The sequence below is a fragment of the Methylobacterium sp. 142-1Y genome (assembly GCF_057747795.1).
Genome location: NZ_CM173224.1, coordinates 6,443,092 through 6,457,800, shown reverse-complemented (window position 1 = coordinate 6,457,800; position 14,709 = coordinate 6,443,092). Strand labels below are relative to the sequence as shown.

Genomic DNA, 14,709 nt, shown 5'->3' with positions numbered 1-14,709 from the left:
GTGGCGCCGATTTCCGAGCCCTAATACTAAATCTCAGGGCCGACCGGCCCGAGACGGGCCTGGAGCGGCCCTGACGGCCCATGGCCGGGGGAGAGCGGTGTCGGTGTCTGTTAGTATTGCAACCGCGCATCGGCCGGGAAACCGGCCCAACTGACCCGTTCGCCCTAGGGGAACGGGGTGGGATCAAGCCCGGACCTAGCGCGCCTTCCGTTGCAAGTTTACACGAATAGCGGTGCACTTTTACACGCCATCGGGCGCGATCCCGGTTGAAGCCTTGCAACGAGCCAGGATGGGGCCGAAGGGGAAGCGCGATGGCGCGTGAGCTCGCTCGCATCATGACCGCGCTCACGGACAAGCCGTGGGCCATCACACAGGGAGGCCTCGACACGCTAGTCGCTCTCGCCGCCCGGCAGACGCCGTCCTTCGAGGCGCTCGCCCGCAAGGCCGAGCAGCGCGCCACGGACGGCCAGGCCCCCGCGTCCTCGGATGGTGACGAGCCCAAGCGGGACGCGCTCCAGGAGGGAGACGAGTACCTGCGCGACGTCGGGGCCGCCTTCGTCCGCGAGGGCGTGGCGGTGGTGCCGGTCTACGGGCCCCTTATCGCGAAGGCATCCTGGCTGGAGGACCTGTGCGGGATCACATCCTACGAGCGGATCCGCAACGACCTCGCGGCGGCCGTCAGCTACGGCGCCCTGACCGCGGTGCTGCTCGATGTCGACAGCCCCGGCGGACAGGTCACTGGATGCTCGGAGACCGCGAGCATGATCCGGTAGGTGTCGAAGATCCTGCCGGTCGTGGCCTACGTCTCGGGGGACGCCTGCAGCGCGGCCCTGTGGCTCGTGAGCGCCGCCTCGCACGTCGCGGCCACGCCCACCGCCGGGATCGGCTCGCTCGGTTGCTGCTGCTCGATCGTCGACAACCGCGAGCAGCAGGCCAAGCAGGGGATCAAGACCTGGGAGATCATCTCGTCCCAGACGCCCGGCAAGCGCCCCGACGCGGCGACGGACGCCGGCCGCGCCGCGATCCAGCGGGTGGCCGACAACACCGCGCAGATCTTCATTGAGGAGGTCGCCCGGTACCGGGGCCTGAGCGTCGACCATGTCGCGAGCCCGGCGTGCGGACAGGGCGCCGTGCTCATCGGGCAGCATGCCGTCGATGCCGGGCTGGCGGACGAGATCGCGACGTTCGAGGAGGTCTTTTCCGCGCTCGTCCCGGATGAGGAACAGGGCGAGAGGGAAGGCGTGCTGTCCGCAGTCTAAACGACGTGCGAGGGGGCCGGGGCGGTTTCCCGCTCCGACCCCCGAAGTCCTGTTCGCCGCTTAGTATCTCACGGGGTAAGCGTGAGGGAAGCGGCGCTTGTGGACGACGTGGCACACCGTGCCGACGTTGAGGTGCATGATGATCGCCGCCTCGGTCTGAGTGAGACCCAGGACATCGACGGCATAGAGAACGTTGCACGCCTTCTGGAACGTGCAGGGGAAGCGGCCGCGCATGGCGAGCCCTCCTGTGGATATCAGGATTAAGGGGCTCCCGGGTTGAAAACTGCGGCCAGAAGTGAGACTGTTGGCGTGCGGCGCCGTTCACTTAAGCCACGGCTCCCCACCCGGGAGCGGCTTGGTTGACGGTCCTGACGGAGCCGGACGGTGGAACGCCCGGCTCCGTCTACTTCGACTGGTCGGACCAGGCCGCCGAAGTGTTGGTCATGAGCCTGCTCCTATCCTAGTTGTCGTCCGAGGAGTTTTGCTCAGGTGCCTGCTTCGTCACAAACTTGAGCAAAGCGTCAAAAGCGTCGACTTCGGGTTCGCTCGCGGCGCTACCTTCGTTTTCGCCTTCATCCTCCTCTTCCTCGATATCCTCGTTCACGTTAGGCGCGCTAAAGTTTTCGGAAGGTATCCGGTCGAAACCGAACCTCTCGACGGCGTTCTTCGTGACGAGGAATCCTTCCTCCGACGATCCCTCAAGCAGGCCCTGCTCGACGTAAAGCCGGGCGCGATCGCGGATCGATGAGAGGGTGGTGTTGATATTGCTCTGATGCGCGGCAGTCAGCATAAGTTCGTAGTGGAAGCGCTCGCCAAGGCCATAGAGAGAGCCTAGGGCCTTACGCCAAGGGAACGAGATGCTGCCCGGCTGACGGCCGCGCTTTTTTCCGCCGGCATGGTCCGAAGCGCTTTCGTTGAGGTTGGGCTTACCGGTCGGACGGAGCCGCGCGGCCTTCTCAAAAGCGGCAAGCTCGACGTGTGCGAGCTTCAAGCCGTCGCGCAGTCGCGTGATCGCCGTCTCGTGGCTGGCGATCTGCGCCTCCACGTCGACGATGTCCTTGCGCTTCGCGGCGATGAGGGCTTCGAGGGCGTCCATGCGGCCTATAGAGCCACACCGCGGTATAAAGAGCAAGCCTAAACGTCGGCTCGTCCCCACCCGAGTTACCGGCGCCGGTAATTTCCAAGGCGCAGGAATCCTGAGGCGTTAAAAATGCGCCCGCGCGGCCCGGCTGCGGCCAGCGCGGCGGGGGCCAGGCCCGGGTCTAGCGGGTCCTAAACGCGGCGCGGCCCGGTTGCGGCCGGCGCGGCCGGGGGCGCCGCCCGGGTGCGGCTGCCAGCCAGCAGCCCGCTGCACCCGGGCCCCCGAAAAATCCCTGTGGGCATGTGTTGGAGGTTGCACGGGCGGGAGGGAGCCTCCCCGGGACAGCAGGAATTCGGGCCCCCACCGGGGCTCCCCGCACCCCGGAGTTGCCCATGTCGACCGCCCGTCTCCGCGCCAAGCTGGCCGCGCCCCGCACCGCCTCGGACCAGACCGAGGAGGAGAAGATGAAGGGCAAGAAGGGCGCCGACGGCAAGGAGGAGGACAACGAGGCCTCCGACAACGACGAGGACGACGGCGAGGGCGTCACGCCCCCGAAGAAGGACGGGAAGAAGGCCGCCGCGGCCGCCGCCCCCGTGAAGGCGCTCTCGCCCGAGAAGGCCCGCATGAAGGCGATCACCGGCTCCGCGTCGGCCACCATGCTGCCCAAGCTCGCCGACCACCTGGCCTACGACACCGACCTGTCGGCCGAGGACGCCGAGGCCGTCATGCTCGCGGCCCTGGAGGACGTGGACACCGAGGCCTCCGACGCCCCGGCGCCGCGCGAGGCCACCGAGTCCCCGAAGGCCGGCGCCTTCCGCAAGGCGATGGAGGCCTCCGCCCCGAACCCGAAGCTCGGCACCGGCGCCGGCGGGAAGGCCGAGCCCGAGGATCCGTGGCTGGCCGCTGCCAAGAACATGGGCGTCGCTTGACCGCGCCCGCCGCAGAACGGCGGGGGAGCGCAGTACCTCGGCTACAACGTCACCCGCGACGTCATCAACGACCAAGTTCTCATCCTGATCGACCGCACAGGCGCCGTGACGGTGAAGGCGCTCGGGCTGCAGAAGCGGACCCGCACGGTCGTCCAGGCGTGGCGCCGCAATGCGACGAGCAATTTCTACAAGCGATCGGGCAACGATATGACGTCGCTCTACATCGCCGACTTCCCGACTAACACCGAGGCCCCGCTGCGCCCATGGCCGACGGCGATCCTCGGCGACTATCTCTACGGGACGAAAGGCAGCGGCCTTCCCGGGCTCTACAAATGGGCGCTCGCCAACCCGGTGCTGGGCGCCACAGCCAACCGGCCCGACGGCGCGACCAACAATTTCCCGTTCGCCCTGCCGAGCGACGGCGCCTTGATCGCGGCCTCGAACGATGGGGCGAAGCCGCTGGCCTACTCGAAAGACGGCGGAGCGACGTGGACCCCCTGCACCGTTCAGGGGCAATTCCCGACGCTGCCGGGCGCGCCTAATCTGCAGCCGCTCTACCTGACCTGAGCCAGCCGGGCGGCGAGCGCCGCGTCGAAGGCGGCCGGGAATGCGGCCGTCGCCGCGCCGGTGACCAGGTCGTAGAAGGGGAGCCGCGCGACGTCGTAGTGGATCTCGTGCACGATCATGGCGAGGACCTCCAGGCGCCCGCCGGTCCTCCTCACGAGGGCCGGCGGCTCGCCCGGCTTGAGGCTGACCCAGGCGGCGCCGTCCGCGATCTCATCGTCGACATAGTGGCGGGGCATGTTCCCGTAGGCGTCGAGCTGCGCGTCGGGCCCGGGTACGAGGGGGCCCAGCGCGGTGGTCGCGTAATCGCCCGGGCCCCGGGTTCCGCCGAGGATTTCGTACTGGAGGTAGGCGGCCTGGTCCGGCTTGATCCGGACGAGGGCCGCCGGGTCGCGCAGTCCTGCGGGATCGACGACCGCCGGGAACGTGCCGACGCCCAGCGTCGTGAACGGGGTCGGTCGGTCGATGTAGGCGGGCATGGCCTCGACGACCGCGAGCCGGCCGGCCTCGGCTGCCGCGTTGAGGGCGTCCACCATGGCGGGGCCGACCGCGGTGGAGACGACTGCCTCGGCAGCGGCCTCGAAAGCGCGGACGTCGAATTCGATTTCCAACTTCATGAGGGAAGGCTGCGCCGCCGGTGCGCAACCTCCAACACACGCCGGGGGTGGTCAGGCCGCCGCGTATGGGTTGGGCCGCCCGGGCGCAAGGCGAGCGTGCAGCTGCCTGGCCATCTCCTGCCGCGGGATCACGGGCTCGCCCCGGCGCAGGACCGCCGCTATCACCTCGCGCATGCCGATCCTGGCGGGGCCCTCGATCCCGGCGCGGCGATTGGCATCGTCCCGCTCGGCCAGCTCGACGAGAAGCGCATCGACGATCGCCGCATCGAGGGCCGCCCGGCGCCGGAGCTCCGCGGCTTCCTCCTCACGGCGGGCGCGCCATTCCGCTGCGCGCTGGGCCGGCGTGCGGCGCGGGGGCTCCTCGGTCTCGGCGGCGGTGGTCGGGATCGGGATGTTCACGGGCTCACCCAGCGTACGTATGCGTTCGTACGCCCAGTTGAGCCCATACGTACGCAAGCCACCATGCCCCCGCGCCCGCCGCCCCCCTCGGGCGCGCCCGTCCATCCGCAGGAATCCTGGCGTACGAATTTCGAAATCCTCGTTACACTGTCTAGGAGTAACGGGGAGAGTGACGGACCTATCGATTTTGGCTCGCCCATACGAAGGCCGAAGGTAACGCGAATTCGAGGATTTCCGGTAAGAGGATGGAAAGGCCAATAGAGGCGCACGGCGGTCCAATTCGGGCGCACAGGGCAAGGCACAAGAGGAAATCGACAGCCAGGACGAGATTTCCGCATCGAGCCCAGGGATAACCTAGCCAGACGGCGTTGACCCCGGGTCCCGGCCAGGCGCTCTATATACGGGAGAGATCGAGCCGCTAGGAGAGAGCCCCGATGAGCGCCACGAGCCATGTAGCACTGAGCAGCGCCTCCAGGATCGTGACGGGCGGCCTCCTCCTCGGTGGGATCGTCGATGCCGTGGCGGACAGCGTCGCGATGCGCCGGGCCGAGCGCGCGATCGCCAATGCCAGCCTCGCCGACCGCCTCGCCATCGTGCGCGCGTCCGAGCAGGAGGCCCTGTGTGCCGCCCGCGACCTCGCGGCCGAGCTCGCCCGGACCCGCCGGGAGCTCGCGACCGCGCAGGCCGCGCTCGCCGAGGAGCGGGCCGCCCTGGCGCAGGAGCAGGCCTACAGCCAGCGCGTGACCGCTGCCCTTCGGCAAGCCGGCGCTCGCTGAGTCAAATGCGGGATTCCTGAAATGAAAAGGCCCGCCCGGTCGCCCGGGCGGGCCTTCTTCTTGGTGCGGTGGCTGCGGGCTCAGTAGGCCCGGCCCGAGGGGGTCCCCGCCCGGAGGATCCGCTCGGCGTCCTCGTCGTAGACGGGCTCCGTGGGGAGCCGGGGGCGCGGGCCGGCGCCGGGTCGCCCCGCCATAGAGGCGATCTCCGCCTCGTCGGATCGCATCGTCGCCATCGAGCGCTTGACGAGCCGCGCCATGTCAGCGTCGGAGAGGCGCCAGTCCGTCGAGGCGCCCGCCACCGGCGGCAAGCCCGGCACGTTCGCGACCCCAGCGACGTGGCGGTACAGGTCCCCGTTCGGCAGAGCCATCAGGCGCCGGGCGTCCGCCTCGCCGAGCGTGCACAGCCACCGCTCGACCTGGGCCGGCAGCCGCGCGAGGGACGCCTGCGCGGACAGGTCGCCGGCCTGCATCCGCCGCACGGCGTCGTGCACTGCCGCGACGGTCTCCACCGGAGACAAGGCCGGGCGGGGCGCCGGCTCGGGCATGGGGACCGGGACGGGGGCTGGCGTCGCGGCGAGCTCCGCCCTGACGTCCGCCCGCAGGTCGGCACTGGCCCGCGCCTCCTCGTTGTCGTGCGAGCTCACGGCCGCCGCGACGTCGAGAGGCCCGGGAGCCGCGCGCGGCACGAGGGCTCCGAGGATCTGGCCCGTGACGCGCGCCGCCCCGTGCGTCAGGCGAAGGCCCGCATCGAGTGCATGCCCCGCGCCGACCAGAGCATGCCCGCCCGCGTCGGCCGCCCGCCCGGCGAAGCGCTTGGCTGCCCGCACGTCGCCGGCGAGTTCGTTGACTGAGCCGCCAAAGAGGAAGGCCCAGGCCTGCCGGAACAGCCGCACCAGGGCCATCGCCAGCTCCCGCCATGCCTTCAGCTTCTCCGCGTCCGGCACCTCCACCTCGGCCGGCGCCTTCGTCGTCGACAGCAACCCCGTCTTCATGTCCATTCTCCCGTTCCCGTGGTCAGTAAAGCAGCGCGGCCAGCAACTCAGAGTGCAAGGGCGGCTTGGGCAGGCGCTGCCGCCGGCGCGTCACCGGCCAGCCGGGCGAGGAGGGCCGGCGGCAGTTGGCGGCGATGCACGGACAGCAGCGCGAGCGCGTGGGCAGCCTCGGCTGGCGTGAGGCTCTCCCGGCCGGCGAGCGTGTGCCCGACGCCAGTGTCGTCCGCCCCCCAGCCGCGATCGTTCCGCTTCGTCGCGCGGTCGGCGTCGCGCTCGGACAAAAAGACGCACCCCTCCAGCGCCGCCTGCCGGACGTCCGGATCCGCGGCGAGAGCCCTCCAATCGCGGGGCGCGATGCGTCGAAGGCGCGCTTCGGCATTCGCGACCGCCCGGTCCGCGGTCGCGAGGAGCGCCACGATCCTCGACGCCGCCGAATCGGTAAGAGGCTCTTCGAGGATCCGGGCGGCCTCGGAGGCCAGCCGGCCGAGCTACCAGGGCGAGCTCTGCACGATGCCGGCGAGCCGCGCCGCGCCGGCCCGCCCTCGCTCGGCACGGGCGGCGTTCGCCTCCGCAACCGCGGCCGCCGCACGCGCACGGGCGCGCTCTTCCTCCTCCGGGATCCCCGCGACGCGGGCGCCGAGGTCGGCCAGCTCTTCTGCGGTCGCCCGGCAATCGGAGGGCCACCAGACGTCGTGGAGGGTGAGCCCCGTCGCGCCGGGGAGGCGGACGTAGATGCCGGGCCGGAAGCCGGCGCGGGCGAGATCCCTCTTAAAGAGCCTGCCGGCTTTCGCCGAGAGCTCCGTCGGGGCGGCGATCCAGATCGGCGTCTCCGTGCCCTTGCGGTCGTTGCGGTCGCTGCTCGGCGAGAAGGCGGCGCCGAAGTCGAAGGGCGGCGTGGTCGGCAACATGGGGGTCTCTAGAGGGTTAACGGAGTCCTTTTTCAAGAATCTTCACGATACGGCTTGCGTGAAGATTCTTGAAAAAGGTCGCTCCGTAAACGTTGTTCACGGGCTCGATCGTCCCAGGCTTCCTGGAAACTTTCGGATCGACGCGATTATTCGCATTGTAGCCCTCTTGGCCCTATTGCAAAGCGCAATCGGCTGCCTATTCCTTATGTCAAGGCCGAATTCGGCCGCCCCCCGATGGAGACTTCAGTGGCTTCTTCGAGCGCCCCCGGCTGCGCGGTCGATCCCGCGCGCCTTCCCGACACCCCGGCGCCCCCGCCGGCGCCGCCCGCGGTCGCCATCGTCGTCGACGACGCGACCGTGCTCCGTCTCCTCCGCGCCGCCGTCGCCGCGGCCGGGTCCCAGCGCGCTTACGCCGACCGCGTCGGCATCAGCCAAGGCGACCTGTCCAGCGCGCTCAGCGGCCGCCGCCCGCCGACGGCGATGCTCCGGCGTTCCGTGGGAGTGGAGAGCGCTCTCGTGATGCGGGGGGCGGCCCGGTGACCTGGCCTGCCCTTGCGAAAGCCCGCGTGTGCGAACTGTGGCTGAGCCGCACGATGCGGGCATCCGAGATCGCCGGCGTCATCGCCGAGGAATACGGCGTCTCCGCCTCGAAGAGCGCCGTGATCGGGATCGCCTATCGCGCCGGTTTGGCGAACGCCGGCTGGAAGCGCCCCGCGGCGGCGAGCGCCTCCCGGATCGCCCGGAACGCGCGCCAGAACGAAGCCCGCCGCGCCGCCCGCGAGGGCCTCCCGCCGAAGCCGCCCCGCCCGCCGAAGGCCGCTCAGCCGAAAGCCGCCCCAAAGCCCAAGGCGCCCCCGCGCCCGAGGATCGAGGCCGCCTCTGCGACGGGCCTGCCCGTCTCCCTGCAGATCCCCCTGACGGACGTCCGCGACGGACAGTGCAGGTACATCGCCGACGACCCGAAGGGCGGCCAGGCCACGTGCTGTGGGCACCCCGCCGTCTCGGGCTCGCCGTGGTGCGAGGCGCATCGCGCGATCTGCGTCAGCGGGACCGCTCCCCGGCCGTCCGCCTTCATCCCGTACTCCCGCCTCCGGAGGGCCGCATGAGCAGCATCGGTTTCGACGACGGTCCGGTGGACTGGGACCGCATGCGGGAGGAGAGCGAGCGGTACGACGCGTCCTGGCACGCTATCGAGGAGCCCCTGCGCGCGGACGGCCTGCCGGTGCCGGAGCATCCCCACCGCGAGATCGCGGAGGAGCGCCTTGACCTGGCCGCGCTCTGGCGCGGGCTGTCCGACGAGGAGCGGGGGGCGATCGGGATCCTCGGGCTCGGCGTCCTCGTCTCTGGGGAGATGGCGGCCCGGGCCGAGAACACCGCGCCCGCCGCATCGCGGGCCTACGCCGCGCACTATCACGCCTGCCTCGACGAGCTCGGCAGTGCGCCAGTGCCGGAGACTGTGCTCGCCGCGCTGCGCGGGACGGCCTGGAAGATCCCCGCCGATCTCGGGCCTGTCTGCCGGTCGTGCGGCTGCTCGGAGGCTGACGCCCGCCGCGGCGGCTGCGGATGGGAGGACGAGCGGCAGATCCGGTGCACGGTCTGCGCGAACCCGCCGTCCCTCGACGAAGATGTCCCGTTCTAGGAGGCCCCGGTGAGCTCGGAAACTCTCCCCCTCATCAATTCGAACCCGGTCGCGTTCCCCGCCACGTTCGATGCCACCGTCCTCGACGGCGGCGGCTATACTTCCGGCGACGGCTGCTGGAATGCGTACGTCAACGCCGACATCCTGGGCGTCTGGGGCGCAGACGATTGGCTGGGCCGCGTCGCCATCGTGGAGCGCCACTCCGCCGGCCTGCGGGCGCGTTTCTCCCGATACAAGGGCACGGCCGACGAGCCCCGGACGTGGGCCGATGCCGGCAATCTCGTCCATCACGCTGTCCGCCTCGGGCTCCTTCGCGAGGAGGCCGGCCCTGGCGGCGAGCGAGGCTGGCGGATCCTCGACAGGGAGCCGCACTGGATCGTCGTCGGCACCGGCTACCACCGGGAAGCCCGGCAGGTGCGCGGCCTTCCGCCGGCCGAGCAGGCTGCGATCGACAAGGCGGCCGCGACGGCGCGCAAGCGAGCCGCCACGCTCGATCGAAAGGCTCGGTTCGCGGCCGAAGAAACGATCGCCGAGAGTGTCCGGGAGATCCTCAGGAACGACTCAGCCTCGATCGTCCCTGAGAAATGGGCCGCGCGGGGTTACGTCCCGACGTGGCTCGTTGGCACTCGCCTCGATGCCGGCACTGCGGTCGTTCGCGACGCGCATCACGCGGTTGAGATGACGCGCGAGACGCTGAGGCATTGGCTTGGAGATCTCAGAACCGAGGCCGCGCTCGCCCTGATGCGCAGCGCTCGACGCCAGAGCGAGATCGACGCTCTGCCCGAGCACGCCGTGATCCCCGTCGAAGATGCCGAAGCCCTGGGAGCCCTGACACTATGAGCATGCCCCTCAAGCCCAACGCCGTCCGCTGCAAGGACGGCACCGTTTTCTCCGTCGGTCCCGAGGGCTGTCGGGATCGACCGGGCGCCCGGGTCGTCGTTCACGCCAGCTTCCGCGACGCCATGCGCCAGTCGTCCGGCCTCGCCCAGTTCGAGATTTTCCACGAGCCCGGCGATGCGTCCGCCGAGCACGCGGGCATGCCGGTGGAGATCGTGCGCGCTTACGCCCGGGCGCACGGCGGCGTCGCCGAGGCGGGCCCGGAGGCGCTGGCTTTCCTGAAGAGGCTGGCCTCCGCCGCGGCCGAGACGCCGGCGCCGATACCCGAGGCCCCGCCGGAGCCCGAGACCGCTCCCATTCCCGAGACCACCGTCGGCGGCGAGGAGGCCGCCTCCCGCCCTTTTGCGGTGAGCCGGCAGCGGCCGGCGCCCCGGTTCACGCCGGAGTGCCGGCACGTCGTGACGCCGCCCCCGGAACAGATGATCTCCCGCTCGACGACTTGACGCCGGCGGTGATCCAGGGCCGCAAAGCGGTTGTCTACTGGGAGAGAGGGCTCCGCTTGCGCGACGGCCGCCGGCCCGCTCACCACGGCGACTTCTCCGACGCCTGGTCGTCCCGGTGCTCAGTGATAGCTGCGGCGCACAGCAACCTCGTCGTCGCGACGAACCCCCGGTACTCCGCGCACCCGCTCCTCGCCGAGGCGGTCGCGCTGCGCCGCCAGCTCGGCGAGCTCGCGGATCAGGCGTTCCCGGAGGCTCGGGAGGCCCGCACGCGAGCGCGCGTCGGGAAGCGCCCGAAAGACGAGTGGCTACAGGAATCCGCGATCGGCTGAAAAATAGTTAACGGAGAGGCTTGCATTCTGCCCGAGGTGTCCTCATTATGAGGACCACGAGACGGCCATGCCGCTCTGCGCCGCTGCACAAGCGGTCCCAATTGGGAAACCATGGAGAACGATGATGACGAAGAAATCCTACGACCGCGCCGGCATCCTCCGCAGCGCCTGGACCGCCGCCCGCGAGGCCGCGGCCGCCGCCGGCGAGGGCGTCCGCCAGCACATCGGCGCCGCCATGAAGGCCGCCTGGTCCGTCGCCAAGGCGGCCGCCGCGCAGCCGGTCGATGCTATGGTGCCGCTGCCGGTCCAGCAGGCGCAGGCCTGCGCGGCCCCGGCCGAGACCCAGCCCGAGCCGGCCCCCGAGCCCGTCGCCGAGGTCGAGGCGCCGGCGCAGCCCGAGAGGATCGAGCTGGAGCTCGGCCGCGGCCGCCTCTGGCGCGTGGGGGACAATATCCGGTTCTACGGCGAGGTCACGGGCGGCGGTGCCCACGGGCCCGGCAACGTCGAAGCCGCGACCGGCCTTGAGGCCTCGATCCGCATCCGGATCGCCCGGGACGACCGGTCGGGCTCGAAGCGCAGCGGCTCGTGCTTGTGGGATCTGGAGGCCGATCGCCTCTACGTCCTGACCGGCGTCGCGTACAACTCGCGCTCCTCCGAGAGCTATTACGTCTCGACGTACGGCGGCGCGCTGACCGAGCTCTCCCGCGGGGAGTACCGCGCCGAGCTGCGCCGGCTCTATCCCCTGCAGGCGGACGAGCACGACCAGGCCCAGGCCCGCCGCAAGCGCGAGGAGGAGGCCCGGATCGAGCGCGAGAGGGCCGAGGTCGAGAGGCGCCGGATCGAGCGTGAGGCCCTGACGGCGCAGAACGCGGCCGAAGCGGCCCGCATCGAGGCGGAGGGGCAGCGCGAGGTCGACGGGATGCCGGCCCTGTCCGGGACCCCGAAGCAAGTCGCCTACGCACTGAAGATCAGGGACGCCGTCCGCCGGCAGTCCCCCTCCACGCGGGCGATCAAGACCGCGACGACCGCCAAATACTGGATCGAGACGCACCGCTCGGCCCTCTACCGCTGACCAGCCCCGGTCGGGTCCGACCCCAGACCACCGACCCCTTCCAGCCCCCTCATTCTCCGGAGAACCCCCTGTGAGTTACCTCCGCCGATGCGGCGTCATCGCCGATTATGGCTCTCTCGAAGCATACAAGGACTTCCTGACGACCGCCCGCAACAACAGCGCTGCGGTCCTAGGAATTAAGGCGCGCACCGCCGTCACTGAAGCGGACCACGCGTACGTCGACGAGTGCCGTCTAGACCTGGCGGACTGGGAAGTTGACCTCGCGTGGGTCAACGATGAACTCGCGAAGGACGCCAGGTGATGGCGATCTCCCGCGAAGTCCTCGCCGAAATCGGGGCGTTCCTGCACGGCACGGAGTGGCGCCGGGCGCTCGCCCGCGACCTCGGCCCACATCATCCGCAGGGCGCCCGCGAGACGATCGACCCCCGCCTCGTGGCGAGGTGGGACACGGGCGAACGCGACATCCCCGATTGGATCGGGGCCGCCCTCGTTGCCGTCCTGACCGACCGCGCCGGCGAGGCTTTGAACTTGGCCCGCCGCCTGCAGAGAGGAGCGTGATCATGGCCCGCGCTATCATCCGACACGACGACCTCGCTGGGCAGCGCGCGTGGCTCGATGCGATCCGCGCCGAGACGTACACCGGCATGCCGCGCCGCCTGCCGCGCATCACGCGCCCCAAGCCGCCGGCCCAGGCCCCGCAGCCGCTGCTCTTCGCGTGCCTGCCCGAGCTGCCGAGCCCCCCCAAATCGGTCGAGTTGCCCCGCGCGGTGGCGCGCCCGGCCGCTCCGGAGTTCTCGCCGCTGACGCCCGAGGACGTCCAGGCGCTGGAGATCTACGCGAAGGGGATCGCCCCCGGGTATCCGGAGGCGTACGGATCGATGTGGAACGCGTTCGTCCTGAATGGTGCTAGGCCCGTCCCCATCGACGTGCTGGTCACCAAGACTGTGCAGGCAGCCCTTCGCCTCACGCGGACGCGCCTGGGCTGGACGGCTGGATATGAGCTTACGGTCGACGGAAGTTGGAGCGGCGACGGCGGCTTCCAGCACCCGAACTGCGACGTGGTCGGCTGGTTCATGTGGGATAGCCGGCATGCCGCAGAGCGGGCCGCGGCGCATGCCCTCTTGAGCGCGTGCGCGGATTCGGGAGTTGCTCAGCGTATCCGCGACAGCCTCGCGCGCCTTGGGATCGACGGAAGCGAGGAGCCAGGCGAGACCGCGAAGCTGCGCCTGATCTCGCGGGCGCACGCCGCTGCGATCACGGCCGCTGGCCCCTCGGAGCGCGAGCTCGCCATCCAGGATCCGGGCCCCAGCGAGGACGTGAGGGCGTACGAGCGCGCCCTTGGTCTGACTGACGTCGATGGCCCCCCTCCCGAGCCGCCGAAAAAGAAGCGGGCCTCCAAGCCCACGGAGCTGCCCATCGTGAAGGCGCGCCCGGCCGAGCCGGTGCCGGACGAGTTCTCCGCAGAGGAGCTCGCCGAGATCGAGGCGTTCGTGGCCGACGGCCAGAAGCACGGCAGCGTTGGCGACGCCGCCCGCAAGCGCTGGGACGCGTGGATCATGGCCGGCAGAACCGTCGAGCGCAAGATAACGCGGCTGCCAGGCGTGCAAGGCCACGCTGACGTTCAGGTGTTGGAGACGCGTCTCGGTTGGGCCGCGAACGTCTGCTACGCAACGACAAAGAATACAGCCACGCACGTCTGGTTGCTGCACCGCCCTGAGATTGACACGGACTGCCGCTACTTCTGGCGGACGCGGGACGCGGCAATCGCCTATAGTGCCAATATGGCCTGGAAAGTAGGCCTCGAACACCAGGGTCACGAGCGCGCGCGGCGGTCGTGGGCGAGGTTCGCCGACGAGATGAGGGCGTTCCTCGCGCGGTGCGGGATCGACGTGACGGTCCCGCCGCCGCAGAGCATGAAGAGGATCCTCATCACCGCGGCCCGCGAGAGGGAGCTCAAGGCCGGCGCGCCCCCCGCCCTGGCGCCGGCTCCCGCCGCGACCACGCCGCCCCCAGCGCAGGCCCCCGCCGACCCCAAGCCCAAGGCGGCCGAGGAGCAGCCCCAGCCGCCGCGCATCGAGAGGGACCGGAAGCGGACGCTCGCGCAAGTCGTCGCCGGTGCCGGCGTGCTCTCGATGCGCGAGCCGACGCTGCCCGACCGGACGGAGATCCACGCCGCGATCGGGGAGGCCCTGCCGCCGGGTGTGCCCACGTACGTCCGGGACATCGTCGCAGTAAACCGCGCGCCCGGGCAGAAGGGGGGGCGAATAATCGCGGACCTCCGCCTATTCGACGGTGCGGTCGGCCGGATCGAGATATCGGGGCAGCCCGGCGGGCGCGGTTACCGCTGGCACAGCAGCGGGATCGAGCGGACGGCTTTCCACTGGGACGAGAGAGCCCGGTCCTGGGTGCGCGTCTCTGAGCCAAAATAGCAAAGGGTACCGGCGTAGGCCCGCCCCCGCGTAGGGGCGGGATTTCCAAAAAATGGGGGCCGCGATTCTAAATCACGCGGCCTCTGGCACCACAGCGGAGAGGCTCGGGGATGGGCTCGCGGCCCGCTGCGCATTTGCCTCGGATACAACGCCGCCTAAGGGTGTGGCGTTGTATCCCCGTTGTATCCCACTCTTTCGAGGGCGGTACGAGGTGGTTGAGGAGCCACCTACAAGCACCTGTAACAACTAGGGAAAATGTGTGGAGCGGGCGATCGGGATCGAACCGACGACATTCAGCTTGGGAAGCTGACGTTCTACCACTGAACTACGCCCGCGGTGGTCATCGTCATACGGGGTCGCCCGGGCGCTGTCCAC

Annotated in this window: 22 protein-coding genes and 1 tRNA gene; 15 read left to right on the top strand and 8 right to left on the bottom strand. The window is 70.4% G+C overall.

Annotation, left to right across the window (positions count from 1 at the left end; genetic code table 11):
- Positions 1-335: 335 nt before the first annotated feature.
- Entirely contained in the window at positions 336-773 is a 438-nt protein-coding gene (locus AC3AOF_RS29615; protein WP_488347295.1) for a hypothetical protein, read from the top strand.
- The gene (locus AC3AOF_RS29610) at positions 774-1,259 is read left to right on the top strand and encodes a S49 family peptidase (RefSeq protein WP_488347294.1); all 486 of its coding nucleotides are present in this window, start codon (positions 774-776) and stop codon (positions 1,257-1,259) included.
- 60 nt (positions 1,260-1,319) lie between these two features.
- Here AC3AOF_RS29610 and AC3AOF_RS29605 read toward each other — a convergent pair whose 3' ends face one another.
- Together AC3AOF_RS29605 and AC3AOF_RS29600 are read right to left on the bottom strand one after the other, a co-directional pair.
- Positions 1,320-1,493, bottom strand: a complete 174-nt coding sequence (locus tag AC3AOF_RS29605) for a hypothetical protein (RefSeq protein WP_488347293.1) — start codon at positions 1,491-1,493, stop codon at positions 1,320-1,322.
- A gap of 226 nt (positions 1,494-1,719) precedes the next feature.
- On the bottom strand, positions 1,720-2,355 hold the full coding sequence (locus AC3AOF_RS29600; protein WP_488347292.1) for a hypothetical protein: 636 nt from the start codon (positions 2,353-2,355) through the stop codon (positions 1,720-1,722).
- Between the two features lie 377 nt (positions 2,356-2,732).
- On the opposite strand from AC3AOF_RS29600, the gene AC3AOF_RS29595 reads away from it, so the two are divergent.
- Together AC3AOF_RS29595 and AC3AOF_RS29590 are read left to right on the top strand one after the other, a co-directional pair.
- Positions 2,733-3,269, top strand: coding sequence for a hypothetical protein (locus AC3AOF_RS29595; RefSeq protein WP_488347291.1), 537 nt, complete (start codon positions 2,733-2,735; stop codon positions 3,267-3,269).
- Positions 3,270-3,374: 105 nt separating this feature from the next.
- Positions 3,375-3,836, top strand: coding sequence for a hypothetical protein (locus AC3AOF_RS29590; protein ID WP_488347290.1), 462 nt, complete (start codon positions 3,375-3,377; stop codon positions 3,834-3,836).
- Here AC3AOF_RS29590 and AC3AOF_RS29585 read toward each other — a convergent pair.
- Both AC3AOF_RS29585 and AC3AOF_RS29580 read right to left on the bottom strand, forming a co-directional pair.
- Positions 3,824-4,450 carry a hypothetical protein gene (locus AC3AOF_RS29585; RefSeq protein WP_488347289.1) on the bottom strand — a complete coding sequence of 209 codons (627 nt, stop codon included), beginning with the start codon at positions 4,448-4,450 and terminating at the stop codon, positions 3,824-3,826. The two genes, AC3AOF_RS29590 and AC3AOF_RS29585, sit on opposite strands and share 13 nt — an antisense overlap.
- A gap of 51 nt (positions 4,451-4,501) precedes the next feature.
- A complete protein-coding gene (locus tag AC3AOF_RS29580; protein WP_488347288.1) occupies positions 4,502-4,849 on the bottom strand; it encodes a hypothetical protein in 348 nt (115 codons plus the stop codon).
- Positions 4,850-5,283: 434 nt separating this feature from the next.
- Between AC3AOF_RS29580 and AC3AOF_RS29575 the strand changes: the two genes are divergently transcribed.
- The gene (locus tag AC3AOF_RS29575) at positions 5,284-5,625 is read left to right on the top strand and encodes a hypothetical protein (RefSeq protein WP_488347287.1); all 342 of its coding nucleotides are present in this window, start codon (positions 5,284-5,286) and stop codon (positions 5,623-5,625) included.
- An 80-nt stretch (positions 5,626-5,705) separates the two neighbouring features.
- Here AC3AOF_RS29575 and AC3AOF_RS29570 read toward each other — a convergent pair whose 3' ends face one another.
- The 3 genes from AC3AOF_RS29570 to AC3AOF_RS29560 all read right to left on the bottom strand — a co-directional run bounded on the left by AC3AOF_RS29570 (position 5,706) and on the right by AC3AOF_RS29560 (position 7,525).
- Positions 5,706-6,617: a hypothetical protein gene (locus tag AC3AOF_RS29570; protein ID WP_488347286.1), complete on the bottom strand. Its 912-nt coding sequence runs from the start codon at positions 6,615-6,617 to the stop codon at positions 5,706-5,708.
- Positions 6,618-6,664: 47 nt separating this feature from the next.
- Positions 6,665-7,033 (bottom strand): hypothetical protein, encoded by a 369-nt coding sequence (locus AC3AOF_RS29565; protein WP_488347285.1) that lies wholly within the window; start codon positions 7,031-7,033, stop codon positions 6,665-6,667.
- Positions 7,034-7,105: 72 nt separating this feature from the next.
- A complete protein-coding gene (locus tag AC3AOF_RS29560; RefSeq protein WP_488347284.1) occupies positions 7,106-7,525 on the bottom strand; it encodes a hypothetical protein in 420 nt (139 codons plus the stop codon).
- 246 nt (positions 7,526-7,771) lie between these two features.
- On the opposite strand from AC3AOF_RS29560, the gene AC3AOF_RS29555 reads away from it, so the two are divergent.
- The 10 genes from AC3AOF_RS29555 to AC3AOF_RS29510 all read left to right on the top strand — a co-directional run bounded on the left by AC3AOF_RS29555 (position 7,772) and on the right by AC3AOF_RS29510 (position 14,334).
- Entirely contained in the window at positions 7,772-8,065 is a 294-nt protein-coding gene (locus tag AC3AOF_RS29555; RefSeq protein WP_488347283.1) for a hypothetical protein, read from the top strand.
- Positions 8,066-8,118: 53 nt separating this feature from the next.
- Positions 8,119-8,631, top strand: a complete 513-nt coding sequence (locus AC3AOF_RS29550; RefSeq protein WP_488347282.1) for a GcrA family cell cycle regulator — start codon at positions 8,119-8,121, stop codon at positions 8,629-8,631.
- Positions 8,628-9,164 carry a hypothetical protein gene (locus tag AC3AOF_RS29545; protein ID WP_488347281.1) on the top strand — a complete coding sequence of 179 codons (537 nt, stop codon included), beginning with the start codon at positions 8,628-8,630 and terminating at the stop codon, positions 9,162-9,164. Before AC3AOF_RS29550 ends, AC3AOF_RS29545 begins: the two co-directional genes overlap by 4 nt.
- Positions 9,165-9,173: 9 nt before the next feature.
- Positions 9,174-10,004 carry a hypothetical protein gene (locus AC3AOF_RS29540; RefSeq protein ID WP_488347280.1) on the top strand — a complete coding sequence of 277 codons (831 nt, stop codon included), beginning with the start codon at positions 9,174-9,176 and terminating at the stop codon, positions 10,002-10,004.
- A complete protein-coding gene (locus tag AC3AOF_RS29535; protein ID WP_488347279.1) occupies positions 10,001-10,504 on the top strand; it encodes a hypothetical protein in 504 nt (167 codons plus the stop codon). The genes AC3AOF_RS29540 and AC3AOF_RS29535 overlap by 4 nt, the downstream gene beginning before the upstream one ends.
- 56 nt (positions 10,505-10,560) lie before the next feature.
- On the top strand, positions 10,561-10,833 hold the full coding sequence (locus AC3AOF_RS29530; protein ID WP_488347278.1) for a hypothetical protein: 273 nt from the start codon (positions 10,561-10,563) through the stop codon (positions 10,831-10,833).
- Between the two features lie 124 nt (positions 10,834-10,957).
- Positions 10,958-11,905 carry a hypothetical protein gene (locus tag AC3AOF_RS29525; protein ID WP_488347277.1) on the top strand — a complete coding sequence of 316 codons (948 nt, stop codon included), beginning with the start codon at positions 10,958-10,960 and terminating at the stop codon, positions 11,903-11,905.
- A 70-nt stretch (positions 11,906-11,975) separates the two neighbouring features.
- Positions 11,976-12,206: a hypothetical protein gene (locus AC3AOF_RS29520; RefSeq protein ID WP_488347276.1), complete on the top strand. Its 231-nt coding sequence runs from the start codon at positions 11,976-11,978 to the stop codon at positions 12,204-12,206.
- Complete coding sequence (locus AC3AOF_RS29515) at positions 12,206-12,463, top strand: hypothetical protein (protein ID WP_488347275.1); 258 nt, start codon at positions 12,206-12,208, stop codon at positions 12,461-12,463. The genes AC3AOF_RS29520 and AC3AOF_RS29515 overlap by 1 nt, the downstream gene beginning before the upstream one ends.
- 2 nt (positions 12,464-12,465) lie before the next feature.
- The gene (locus AC3AOF_RS29510) at positions 12,466-14,334 is read left to right on the top strand and encodes a hypothetical protein (RefSeq protein ID WP_488347274.1); all 1,869 of its coding nucleotides are present in this window, start codon (positions 12,466-12,468) and stop codon (positions 14,332-14,334) included.
- Between the two features lie 260 nt (positions 14,335-14,594).
- Here the strand turns inward: AC3AOF_RS29510 and AC3AOF_RS29505 are convergent.
- Positions 14,595-14,669, bottom strand: a tRNA-Gly gene (locus tag AC3AOF_RS29505).
- Positions 14,670-14,709: the final 40 nt, after the last annotated feature.